Below are 12,393 nucleotides of genomic sequence, written 5' to 3'. Positions count from 1 at the left end.
CAAAAGGTCGCCTGCTGCCCGCAGGGCAAGGCCGTCACGGTTCCAGCCGGAAGCAAAATATCGGTTGATGTTTTGCAGGTTTTTGTCTGCAAAGCCTTTGAGCACACGCAGTACGGTGTAGCCCCGCAGGCTGCTGAAGCTGGACACCCGCACCGGGATCCCGCAGGCCGCAAGGCTCTGGGCCAAAATGGATCCTTGAGCCGCGATCACTTCCTGACAGTGCAGGCGGGAAGCGGATGCGTCCAATAAAAGGTCTACCGTAAAAGAGGGCTGGTTCTCTTCCTCGGCACACAAAAACACCCGGTCATCGTTTAAAAGTGGTGCGCGCCAGATGCGCCCAGCGTTCAGGTTGCCACTGCGGGCAACACGGGCGTTGGGCTGCTGGTGCACAAGGATGCAGTTGCGGATCTGCTCGGTGAGCCGCAGCACCACACTGCGGTGCAGTTCCCGATTTTTGGCGTAATAAGCGCGGTTGCGGTCAGCCTGAAGTTCAGCCTGCTCAGCCAGATGCTTTGCTTCCGGTGTGGGAGCCTGCTCCGGACTGGGCACACCGGCACTGAACCACAAATGGCACCCCAGATGGTCGCCCACGCAAAGCTCCTGCTCAGCCTTGCGCAGCCGTTCCGGTGGGTAGAGAGAGCGGCCGAAGCAGCTTTCGATGTAGGCTCTGTCCTGCGCGGCATTCTGCTTCAGGGTGATGTGGGCCCGGCGCTTGTCCACCGCCAGTCCGCCGCCTACGGTATCCACGGAGCTTGAGTGCTCCACGGTCACGCGGTCGGTCTTGATCATCTGGGTGGGCATGGCTTTGGTGGCAAGTTTTGCCAGCAGGCCGTCCAGATGCAGATGCAAAGCTGCTCTCTGGTGCACAGTGCCGTCGAACAGGTTGAATTTTGCGTAGATCGATAAAATTTCGGCTTTCAGCTGTTCCGCTGCCGGCGCTTTTTCCGGGGAAAGAGCCGCAGCAAGGCCGGACTCATAAGGGGTCATCACCGGGTCGGAACGGCCCAGCACACGCCGCCAGCGTGCAGCCTGCATGGTGTAGACCAGCTGATTTTTTGCCATCCACTCCTGACGGGAGAGCTTGTATTGAATCGCAAAGAAATAATCTGCATGGGCATGGCGCAGTGCTTCCAGCACCGGGCGGCGGGGCAGCTCCAGCCGGTAGGCGGCGTTTTCCAGATACAGCCATGTCATGTCGTCCAGCATGGTCTGCCGCAGATCACCGTCCCATGCATCAAAGATGCTGCGGATCAGCGCATCACCGTAATATTTGTGGATGAGGCCCACGACCGTGTTCATGTAAAAATCGGTGGTGCCGTCGGTATAGCGGGCCAGAAACAGCGGCTCAAAGCCATAGGCTCCTGCAGCAGCCCAGACCTGATTGGCCGCACGCCGCTCCTGCGCGGTGTAGCTCTGGGCGTCCATCAGCCAAAGAGCTTGGCGGCATCCAGCTTGGCCGGAATGCGCGCTGCGATCACATCACGGATCAGGCCCTGCTCATAGGAGTCAAAGGCCTTGTTGGTGATGCCCATATCCAGTGCCGCGCCTGCCGGGATGCCGCGCCGGATCAGCCGCAGGGCATCCAGCATACCGCGCAGATCCAGCGCCTTGGTGGAAATTTCCGCACTGTCGCACTTTTTCTGCAGGTCAAGGAACAGCAGTGCAAACTGGCGCACATACTTGGAAGCAAGATCGGGGAACTGCGTCCGCAGCAGCTTTTCCAGATCGTCCTGCGTAATGGTGGGCATCTGGATGACCACGAAACGGGAGGTGAGGGCCTCGTTCAGCTCACGAGTGCCGGCATAACCGTAGTTCATGGTGGCGATAAAGCGGGTCTCCTCCGCCAGCGGGATGCGGTCGTAGCCGGGTACATCGATGGCGCGGCGGAAGTCCAGCACCGCATGCAGTACGGCCAGCGCTTCGTTTTTGGCCATGTTGATCTCATCCAGCACACCAAAGCCGCCGCACTGGGCGCAACGGTATACCGGGCCGGGCCGGAACACTACCTGACCGTCCGCAAAAGTGTCCATGCCAATGAGGGATGCTGCATCCATGTTCACATGGAAGGAGATGTCCCATGCGGGACGGCCAAAGGCGGCGGCAAGGTTTTCGGCCAGCACGTTTTTGCCGGTGGCTTTTCCGCCTGCCAGCAGCAGGTTTTCGCCGCAGAGCAGCGCCGCCAGCGCCTGCTCCCACACCTGTTTGCCGTAGTAGGTAAAGGCAGGGGAAGGGATGCGCGGGCGCAGTGCGTCCGGCAGGGCATGGGCAGCGCGGTACTGTTGGACTGCTTCCAGCAGGGCGGGGTCTACCCCTTCCTGCTGCAGAGTTTCAAGGAGATCAGACATTTGTACAAACACCTCGATTTTGCCGGTTGTCTGGCACAAACCGGCTGTTCAGCTTTATCATAGCACAATCGTGGGGATTTGTGTAGGGGGCACGTGGCGAAAAAATAGCAAAGAGAGGCGGCCCCAAACAGGGACCGCCTCTCTTCATGAAGAAAGAAGAAATGGAAAAACGCTTAAGTTGTGCCGGAAAACCGCGCTGGATCAGGCGTTATCCAGGCCAGCCATCTGCTTGACGGCCTTCATGGCGAAGGTCAGGGTGCGGCCCATGGCCACACCAGCCATCAGGCAGGGGTAGTTGTTGGCAAAGAAGCTGCCGGACATATCACCGGTGATATACAGGCCCTCCATGGGCTGGTTGTTGTTGTCCAGCGCCTGACCCTTTTCGTTGATGGCAATGCCCTGCTCGGTGGTCAGCAGAGAGGCACCCAGCCAGCAGCCATAGAAGGGCGCAGTGCGGATGGCACTCAGGCGGTAAGCGGGCTTGCCGAAATCCTCATCGTTCTGCTTGTCGTACAGCTCATTGTAGCGCTCCACGGTAGCAAGGAAGGTGTCCTTGGCAGCACCAGTAAAGCCCATCTTGTCGGCCAGCTCGTCCAGCGTATCGCACTTGAACAATGCACCGGCCTCAATAGCCTCGTCCATCTTACCCTGAATGTACTTCTCGCCGCCGTTGCGGGTCTGGGCAGAGCAGCCGATGGTGTGGAAACGTTTTGCGTCCTCCAGAATGTTGGCATCGCAGATCTGTGCGTAGACGCGGCCCGGCTGGTGGGCGGCAGCGTAGACGATATCGTTGTAGGGGCAGCTCTCGTTGGCAAAGCGCTCGCCGTTGCGGTTCACCTTCAGGAAGGGCTGGGTACCGGGGTTGTACTGGCGGATCTTGCCGGGGAAGGCCTTGCCGCCAAAGGCAGTGTCGCTATCCACATAGCCGCCATCTACGCCGGGGGCAACAACGCCGCGGTCAAACAGCATGGGAGCGGCTTCCTTGTCCAGATTGGCACCGGCCCATACAGCAGCGCGGATGCCGTAGCCCTTGTCGGCGGGGGAGTAGGAGCAGGCGGTGGTTACGCTGGTGCCCAGCGGGTCCAGCTGCTCCATCATGTAGGGGTTGCCGGGGAAACCGCCGCAGGCCAGCAGCACGCCCTTGTTGGCGTTGTAGCGGATAAAGTGGTCATCTTCGGTGCTCTGGGCGATGATGCCGGTAATGCGGCCCTCGCTGTTCTTTTCCAGCTTGGCCAGACTGGTCTTGAAGTCCACATCGTAGCCCAGCTCCTGAATGTACTGCAGCAGCAGCTCGTTGCGGGCCAGACCAGATGCGCTTTCGCTGGCCATGTAGTTATGCTCCTGCACAGGGAAGAGGTAGTCGGTATTGTGCTCAGCATTCTCTGTGGGCCATGCAGCCTCGCTGCCGGAGGTGAAATCGCACACCCAGCCGTACTTATCTTCCAGAATGCTGCGCATGAAGTCGTGCATAGCGGCAGACTCATTGATCCAGGTCTTGACGACGCGCTGGTCACACTTACCGGAGGCGTAGCGGGAGATCTCGCTCAGCAGCTTGGCGCGGTCGGCGGGCTTTTCACCGGCCTCCTTGGCGGCAGCGGAGTCGATAGCGCCGTACCAGTGGCGGGTGTCCTGTACGTTGGCGTTCTGCTCAATAACGCGGAAATTCAGGCCGTTCGCAGCTGCATAGGCGGCAGCAAACATACCGCCGTTGCCTGCACCCACAATGAGGATGTCGGTGTCCACGGTCTCAGTGATGGCAGTCTCGTCGATATCAGGCTCTTTGCCCAGCCAGTCGTTTGCGTCGCCTGTGGGCAGCTGCACGCTGGACACCACGGCCTCACCCTTTGCCTGTGCGTAGCAGCTCTTGGCAGCCTTCATCACGGCATCGGAGGTGATGGTAGAGCCGGAAACGCCGTCGATCTCGGCAGAACCGGCAGCCATCAGCTGCTCACGCAGCTCATCGGCAGCGGCAGCGCCGAAAGAAGCGGTCTCGCCGGAGGTGTCCACCACCACGTCGGTGACAGCGCTGTCAGAGAAGGTCATGGTGACCTTGACGGTGGAGGAGATGCCCTCGGCGGTGCCCTCGTAGGTGCCGGGGATGTACTGACCGGCAGCACCGGAGGCAGTGGAGCCGGAGGCGGAATTGCAGGCAGCCAGTGCGCCGGCAGTGACACCGCTCATGGCGGCGGCAGCAGCGATCTTCAGAAAGCCCTTGCGGGAAATCTTGTTCATAGGTACGCTCTCTTTCTCTTTTCTCTTCTTGTTTTTCTTCTCAATCGTGCAGCAAGGTAAAAACCACTTTGCTGAATCTTTAACAATTGTAGCGTAGAGTGACGCACTTTACAATTCAATTATGTTATATTATAATTTAGGAAATCCTAATGTAAGAAAGCGAGGATGCGCAGATGAACCAGAGTGCACTGGAAGGATTTGTGAAGATCGTAGAGATGGACAGTTTTTCGGCAGCAGCAGAGGCACTGTATCTTTCGCAGTCGGCGCTTTCGCAGCAGATCCGCACGCTGGAAGGGCAACTGCAGTTTGAACTGTTCCAGCATGTACCGCGCCGGGTGATCCTGACCCCGGCAGGCCGGGACTTTTACCCCAAGGCAAAGCAGTTGACGGCCTTATATCAGGAGGCAGTGCGCCATGCCCGTGCGGTACAGCAGCAGGAAAATCCGCCGGAACGGCATCTGGTCATTGCATGGAGCCATGAGGCGATGCGGATGTTCGGGTACGACCTGTTTTCTCTGACGAACGAGCTGTGTCTGCAATACACGTCTATTATGATGCAGTGCGCCAGTCGCAGCGAGGTCTGGCGCAGTCTGAAAAAAGGGGACGCGGACCTTTCTTTCCAGTTGGAAAGTGCGGAATTTTACGCGCAGGGGTTCACTTTCATCCCGCTGCTTTATGCGCCGGAGCTGTGCATTCCCATCCACCCGCCCGCCGATATGCCGGTGGGCAGGCTGAGTCTGGAGCAGGCGCTGCAATACCGCTGGCTGCCCGTCAAAGAGATGTACCAGACCGTCTACGAGACCAGCCTGCTGCAGGAGGGGCTGGAGCGCGGAGTGAACTTTACGCCGGTGGGCGGCATCCGCAGCGCATCCTATGGGGATCCTGCGCTCAAGATGGTTCCTGCAGTCTATTACCGCAGACCGGATCTCAGCTTTGCGCGGGTGCTGGACTGGGGCAGGGGACACCGGTTTGGCGTCGTGCTGGGACAAAAGCGCGAGGACCCGGTGGTGATGGCCTATGTCCGCGCTTTGCAGCAGCTGCTGCCGTCCCTCTCGGAAAAGCTGTTCGGCCTGAAGCTGGAAGCGGTGGAGGAATAAAGAAAAAAGAAAACCCTCTCAGGCGCATTCGCGCCAGCTCTCCCGAAGGGAGAGCTCTATTGCAGCTGACCGGTAACTGCTGAAAAGCTCCCCCTCTCGGGGGGAGCTGGCATCGCGTAGCGATGACTGAGAGGGTAAACAAATAGCACCTGCTGCCTTCGGAAAGGAAGGCGGCAGGTGCTATTTTTGTGCTTATACTGCGATGGCGGCTGCTTTACTCCACCACGTCCTCGAACTGGCTGTTGTACAGATCGGCGTAGAAGCCGCCTGCTTCGATCAGCTGGTCGTGGGTGCCCTGCTCCACAATGTCGCCATCTCGCATCACAAGGATGAGGTCGGCATCCCGGATGGTGGAAAGACGGTGTGCAATCACAAAGCTGGTGCGGCCCTCCATCAGGCGGTCCATAGCGGTTTGGATGCGCTGCTCGGTACGGGTATCCACGCTGCTGGTGGCCTCGTCCAAAATCAGGATGCGGTTATCTGCCAGAATGGTGCGGGCGATGGTGAGCAGCTGCTTCTGGCCCTGACTTACGTTGGAAGCATCCTCGTTCAGCTCCATCTGGTAGCCGCCGGGCAGGGTGCGGATAAAGTGGTCAGCGTTGGCAGCCTTGGCGGCGGCGATCACTTCTTCGTCGGTAGCATCCAGACGGCCATAGCGGATGTTCTCCATGATGGTGCCCTTGAACAGCCATGTGTCCTGCAGCACCATGCCGAAGCCCTCGCGCAGAGCGCTGCGGTCAAAGTCACGCACATCGTGGCCATTCAGGGTGATGGAACCGGAATCAACATCATAGAAGCGCATGAGCAGCTTGACCATGGTGGTCTTGCCTGCGCCGGTGGGGCCGACGATAGCCACCTTCTGGCCGGGCTTGACCTCGCAGCTGAAATCGTGGATGACGGTCTTGTCCGGGGTGTAGCCGAAGCGAACATGACTGAATGTCACCTGACCGTTGATGCAGCCGGGGTCGGCGCGGCGGGCCGGGTCTGCCTGCTGATCCTCTTCCGGCTCGTTCAGAAACTCGAACACCCGCTCAGCGGCAGCGGCCATGCTCTGCAGCATGTTGGACACCTGAGAAAGCTGCTGGATGGGCTGGGTGAAGTTCTTGACGTACTGGATGAAGGCCTGAATGTCACCGATGGTAATGGTGCCGTTTGCCGCAAAAATGCTGCCCACGATGGCCACTGCCACGTAGCCCAGATTGCCCACAAAGTTCATAATGGGCATCATCAGGCCGGAGAGAAACTGGCTCTTCCATGCGGATTCGTACAGCTTATCGTTGGCGGCGTTGAAGTCGTTCAGCACCACGGCCTCGCGGTTGAAGGCTTTGACCACGTTGTGGCCGGAGTAGACTTCTTCCACCTGACCGTTCACAACGCCCAGAATGGCCTGCTGGGCCTTGAAGTATTTCTGGCTGAACTTGACCACGATGAGCACCAGCACCAGCGAGACCGGCAGGATCAGCAGGGCGATCAGGGTCATCTTCGGGCTGATGGACAGCATCATGACCAGCACGCCGATCATGGTGGTCACACTGGTGATGAGCTGGGTGATGCTCTGGTTCAGGCTCTGGCCCAGCGTGTCCACATCGTTGGTGATGCGGGACAGCACCTCGCCCACGGTGCGCTTTTCAAAGTAGGCAAGGGGCAGGCGGTTGATCTTTTCGCTGATCTGCTTGCGGAAGTCGTAGCAGACTTTCTGGGAAAGGCCGGTCATGAGCCAGCCCTGAATAAAGCTGAAGGCGCTGCTCAGCAGGTACATGCCCAGCAAAAACAGCAGGATGCGGCCGATATACACAAAGTCGATGCTGCCGGTGCCGCGCAGCTTGGCGATCCAGCCGGTGGCAAGAGCCGTGGTGGCCTTTGCCAGCACCTTAGGGCCTGCAATATTGAAGATGGTAGAAAGAATGGCAAATACAATGGCGGTAACGAGCGAAAGGCGGTAGCGGCCAAGGTTGCGCACAAGCTGCAGCAGGGTGCCCTTGAAGTCCTTGGCGCGTTCGGTCGTCATGCGTCCGGGTCTTGGCATATCACTCACCCTCCTTTTCGGTATTCAGAGATTTGAGGTCCAGCTCCTTCTGGCTCAGCTGGCTGCGGGCGATCTCCTGATACTCCGGGCAGGAAGCCATCAGCTGGGCATGGGTGCCCTTGCCCACCAGGCGGCCTTCGTCCAGCACCAGGATCTGGTTTGCGTGCAGCACAGTGGAGATGCGCTGTGCCACAATGATAACGGTAGCGTTATCGGTCTGGGCTTTCAGTGCACGGCGCAGGGCAACATCGGTCTTAAAGTCGAGGGCAGAAAAGCTGTCGTCGAACAGATAAATTTTGGGGTCCTTGGCAATGGCGCGTGCAATGGAAAGGCGCTGCTTCTGGCCGCCGGACACATTGGAGCCGCCCTGTGCAATGGGGCTTTGGTAGCCCTCGGGCTTTGCGTCGATGAACTCGGTGGCCTGCGCAATGGCAGCAGCCTTTTTTACATCGGCATCGGTGATGTGCTCCCCGCCGAACTTCAGGTTCGAGTCGATGGTGCCGCTGAACAGCACGCCCTTCTGGGGCACATAGCCCAGCAGGTCGTGCAGCTGTGCCTGCGGCATATTGCGCACATCGATGCCATCCACGGTCACGCTGCCGCCGGTGACATCATAAAAGCGGGGGATGAGGTTGAGCAGGGTGGATTTGCCGCAGCCGGTAGAGCCGATGATGGCGGTGGTCTCGCCGGGCTTTGCGGTAAAGCTGATGTGCTCCAGCGCATCGCTGTCCGCACCCGGGAAGCGGAAGCTCACATCGTGGAACTCTACCTCACCCTGCCAGTTTTCGTGCTCCTGCGCGGGCTTTGCAGCAGCTTCGTCCGGGTCGTTGATGGTGGCCCTGGTGCGGATCACCTCGTCGATGCGCTCCGCAGCCACACCGGCGCGGGGCAGCATGACGGCCACCATGGCCAGCATCAGGAAGGACATGACGATCTGCATGGTGTAGGTGATGAATGCAATCATCTCGCCCACCTGCATGGTGCCGTTGTCCATGGCCTTGCCGCCGAACCAGACAATCAGCAGGCTGGTGCCGTTCATGATGAGGGTCATAAAGGGCATCATGGCAACCATGGCATGGTTGGTGAACAGCTGGGTGCTCATCAGGTCTTTGTTGGCCTTGTCGAAGCGCTCCTCCTCAAACTTTTCACGGCTGAAGGCACGCACCGGCATGATGCCGGTCAGAATCTCGCGGCTGACGAGGTTCAACCGGTCCACCAGCTTCTGCATGATCTTGAACTTGGGCATGGCCACACTCATCAGGAAGAGGATGAGCAACAGCAGAACGGCCACATCCAGCACGATGATCCAGGAAAGGCCGGTGCTGCTGTTCAGCACATGCAGCACGCCGCCAATGCCCAGAATGGGCGCATAGGCCACCATGCGCAGCAGCATGACGCAGACGAACTGCACCTGCTGGATGTCGTTGGTGGTGCGGGTGATGAGAGATGCGGTGGAAAAATTCTCGATCTCTGCATTGGAGAACCCGATGACGCTGGCAAAGGTCTCACGGCGCAGGTCGCGGCCAATGGCGGCGGACACACGAGAGGCGAGGAAGCCCACCGCAATGGACACAGCCACCATCAGCAAAGTCAGGCCCAGCATCTGGCCGCCTACGCGGTAAAGGTAGCGCATCTGCACATCGTGGGCAATGCCCTGCGCCTCGTATTCCAGCTGCACCAGCAGCATGGACTGGCTTTTGAGGTTCTCTATCAGGGTATCATCCAGACTGGCAAAAGCACCGGCCAGCTGCTGCTGGACAGCTTCGCGGGTGAAGCCGGGCATCTGGCTCATAGCGGCAAACTGGGCGCATACGGTGTCCAGATCTTCGGCAGTGGGGGTGACGGTCTCGCTATCCGTGGTGGTGCTCTCAGAGGATGCCGCCTGCATGTCAGCAAGACCGGTCATGCCCATGGTGTCCTGCCCGGCGGGGGCGTTCGCTGCCTGCGCGGCGGCCATATACAGCACGATGTCCGGCGTGGTGACGGCATCCTCCAGCGCGGTGCGCTCGTCATCGGTCAGGTCGGTGCGCAGCTTCAGCACGCCGTCGTCCTGAAGATAATACCCGTAGGCGTTCTGGAGCGCATCGGCGTCCTCTTCGCTCATCAAAAGCGTGAGGGCATCCAGCGTGCTCTGGCGTATCGTTTCCGGCAGGGGGCTTTCAATGCCGCCCTGCTGGATGCCGGTGTCCACGATCCTGCTGGTGTAGTCCGGCAGCGAAAGATCGCAGTACGCCTGCACGAACAGCAGCGCGAACACCACAAGACAGACGGCCCAGTGCCGGGCCAGCTGCTTGAAAATTTTCGTCATAGTTCGGTTCTCCCTTCGTTGTTTTTTGCTTCACGGGAAGCGTTTTCCGCAAGGATGGCATCCATCAGTGCGCCGCGCAAAGTATTCATCTGCTGCACCTGCTCCGGTGTCAGCCGGGCCATCACGCAGGCAAAATAATCGCTGAGGGCATCCTCACACCGGGCACAGGCGGCGTAGCCCTCCGGCGTGATGCGCACCAGCGTTTTGCGCCGGTCAGCCGGGTCCGCTTCGCGCAGAACAAGGCCGTCCTGTTCCAGCTGGCGCAGGCTGCGGCTGATGGCCGGCAGCGGCTGGTGTGCCTCCCGGGCAAAATCGGAAACATACACCGCTCCGTTCTGCCCATGGGTACTGATCGTGTGAGCCAGACCCTCCAGCATGGGAAAGTGGCACTTGGGACAGCCCCGCAGAGCCGCCTTCATGCCGGCCCGGGACGCCTTGCTCAGCCGTCCAAAAAAATGGCACAGACCGTGAAAGCTCGCGGCGGCTTCGGTCTCGTTCAACATTCTATCCCTCCTCATTGCAAAATGCTTAACAGCTGTTAACTATTAACGCCTGACAATAATATTCCTCCGGCACCCAGAATGCAAGGGCAGTTTAGGATAATTTTAAAAAAGTTCACAAAAAGGGGAGGGCGGCAGAAAGCCTGAACCGCCCGGCAGCTGCATAAATAGAATAAGAAACGTTTCTGCGGGAGGGGCGGCGGCAGTGGAACAGAACCTGACAAGAATTTTTACACTTTTTGGCGGCTTGGCACTGTTTTTATACGGCATGGATGCGCTCAGCCACAGTCTGGAAACAGCGGCAGGCAGCCGCCTGAAAAGCCTGCTGGCCGCTGTGACCGGCAGCCCGGTGCGGGGCGTGCTGGCGGGGGCTGCGGTCACGGCGGTACTGCAAAGCAGCTCGGCAGTCACGGTGATGGTGCTGGGCTTTGTAAGTGCGGGTCTGCTGACCCTGCGGCAGGCGGTCCCGGTGATCTTTGGCTGCAACATCGGAACCACCATTACCGCACAGCTGCTGGCCTTCCGGCTGGAAGATGTGCGCGGCCTTGTGCTGCTGGCCGGGCTGCTGATCTGCTTTGCCTGTGCAGGGCAGAAGGGCCGGGCTATTGGCCGGGCGGTGTTCGCCTTTGGCCTGCTGTTCGAGGGCATTGCCGATATGGGCACTGCCATGGAACCGCTGGCGCAAAGCCCGGTGTTCGTGCACTGGCTGGGTCGGGTGCGGCAGCACCCATGGCTGGGGCTGCTGGCGGGGCTTGGCATGACCCTGACAGTGCAGAGCAGCTCGGCTACCATTGCCCTGCTGCAGAACTTTGCAGCCCGCCCCGGGCTGGACGGCAGCAGTCTGTTGGGTCTTGCGGGTGCGCTGCCGGTGCTGCTGGGCGATAACATCGGCACCACCATCACGGCAGTGCTGGCATCCTTGAGCGCAAGCCGGGACGCAAAGCGGGTGGCTGCGGCCCATGTAGTGTTCAATCTGACAGGCGCGGCGGTGTTCTGCGCCGGTCTGCCGTTGTATGTGCGGCTGACGGCTGCACTTTCGCCCAAAGGGCCGGAGCTTGCCGTGATCGCCCGGCAGATCGCGAATGCGCACACCTTGTTCAATGTGGTGTGCACGCTGGTGTGGCTGCCGCTGACCCCGCTGATGGTGCGGTTTGTGTGCCGCCTTGTGCCGGACCGGGCAGTGCGGTAAGTTTTTACTGGACAAACATACCAATTGCGCATATACTGAAAGGGATGAAACCTACCGCGGAACAAAAAGGAAACATTGCTATGCGACAGAAAATCGGAAGAGTGTGTATGGTGCTGGGCGCGCTGCTGATCCTTGCGGCAGCAGCTCTGCTGGCCTATAACAAGTGGGATGCATCCCGTGCAGACAAGGCCTCGCAGGAGGTGCTGGGCGAGCTGGAGCAGACTCTGAACGCTGCCATTGAGGAAAAGGCAAAATCGGATACCGTGGCGCTGCAGCCGGAGCTGGACCCCACGCAGGAAATGACCGTGACCGAACTGAACGGCTGGGATTACATCGGCTATCTGTCCATTCCGTCCATCGGGCTGGAACTGCCGGTGATGAGCCAGTGGAGCTATGCGGGCCTGAAAATCGCACCGGGCCGTTACTCCGGTTCCACCTATGCGGATAACATGGTGATCTGCGCCCACAACTATGCAAAGCATTTCAGCCCCATCAAGTGGTTGACCGAGGGCGCGCAGGTCTATTTTACGGATATGGACGGTATGCGCTGGACCTACGAGGTCTCCTATGTGGAAAACCTGCAGCCCACGCAAATTGAGGAAATGACCGAAAAGACGGAGGAGTCCGATGAATGGGATCTGACCCTCTTTACCTGCACCACCGGCGGCAGCGCCCGGTGCGCTGTGCGGTGCGTGC

9 protein-coding genes are annotated in these 12,393 nt (G+C 59.5%); 3 read left to right on the top strand and 6 right to left on the bottom strand.

Going from position 1 to position 12,393, the window contains the following annotated elements; translation table 11 throughout:
- The 3 genes from QZL71_RS10380 to QZL71_RS10370 all read right to left on the bottom strand — a co-directional run.
- On the bottom strand, positions 1–1,425 hold a 1,425-nt coding region (locus QZL71_RS10380; RefSeq protein ID WP_294648673.1), incomplete at its 3' end, for a hypothetical protein.
- Positions 1,425–2,345, bottom strand: a complete 921-nt coding sequence (locus QZL71_RS10375; RefSeq protein ID WP_207699006.1) for an AAA family ATPase — start codon at positions 2,343–2,345, stop codon at positions 1,425–1,427. The genes QZL71_RS10380 and QZL71_RS10375, both read right to left, overlap by 1 nt.
- A gap of 201 nt (positions 2,346–2,546) precedes the next feature.
- On the bottom strand, positions 2,547–4,577 hold the full coding sequence (locus QZL71_RS10370) for an FAD-binding protein (protein WP_294648671.1): 2,031 nt from the start codon (positions 4,575–4,577) through the stop codon (positions 2,547–2,549).
- Between the two features lie 173 nt (positions 4,578–4,750).
- Here QZL71_RS10370 and QZL71_RS10365 point away from each other — a divergent pair, with 173 nt between their 5' ends.
- Positions 4,751–5,674 (top strand): LysR family transcriptional regulator, encoded by a 924-nt coding sequence (locus QZL71_RS10365; RefSeq protein WP_294648669.1) that lies wholly within the window; start codon positions 4,751–4,753, stop codon positions 5,672–5,674.
- A 214-nt stretch (positions 5,675–5,888) separates the two neighbouring features.
- On the opposite strand, the gene QZL71_RS10360 is transcribed toward QZL71_RS10365, so the two are convergent.
- The 3 genes from QZL71_RS10360 to QZL71_RS10350 are packed head-to-tail and all read right to left on the bottom strand — an operon-like array spanning position 5,889 to position 10,511.
- Positions 5,889–7,700, bottom strand: coding sequence for an ABC transporter ATP-binding protein (locus tag QZL71_RS10360; protein WP_097781673.1), 1,812 nt, complete (start codon positions 7,698–7,700; stop codon positions 5,889–5,891).
- Position 7,701: 1 nt separating this feature from the next.
- The gene (locus tag QZL71_RS10355) at positions 7,702–10,008 is read right to left on the bottom strand and encodes an ABC transporter ATP-binding protein (RefSeq protein WP_294648667.1); all 2,307 of its coding nucleotides are present in this window, start codon (positions 10,006–10,008) and stop codon (positions 7,702–7,704) included.
- Positions 10,005–10,511, bottom strand: a complete 507-nt coding sequence (locus QZL71_RS10350; RefSeq protein WP_194173936.1) for a MarR family winged helix-turn-helix transcriptional regulator — start codon at positions 10,509–10,511, stop codon at positions 10,005–10,007. The genes QZL71_RS10355 and QZL71_RS10350 overlap by 4 nt, the downstream gene beginning before the upstream one ends.
- A 202-nt stretch (positions 10,512–10,713) precedes the next feature.
- On the opposite strand from QZL71_RS10350, the gene QZL71_RS10345 reads away from it, so the two are divergent.
- Both QZL71_RS10345 and QZL71_RS10340 read left to right on the top strand, forming a co-directional pair.
- Complete coding sequence (locus tag QZL71_RS10345; protein WP_294648665.1) at positions 10,714–11,697, top strand: Na/Pi cotransporter family protein; 984 nt, start codon at positions 10,714–10,716, stop codon at positions 11,695–11,697.
- Positions 11,698–11,777: 80 nt separating this feature from the next.
- The coding region (locus QZL71_RS10340; protein WP_294648663.1) for a sortase at positions 11,778–12,393 on the top strand (616 nt) is incomplete at its 3' end.

It is taken from the genome of uncultured Faecalibacterium sp. (assembly GCF_900066275.1).
Lineage (GTDB): Bacteria > Bacillota > Clostridia > Oscillospirales > Ruminococcaceae > Faecalibacterium > Faecalibacterium taiwanense.
The sequence above is the reverse complement of the archived record's forward strand: the minus strand, read 5'-3'. Positions and strand labels throughout refer to the sequence as shown.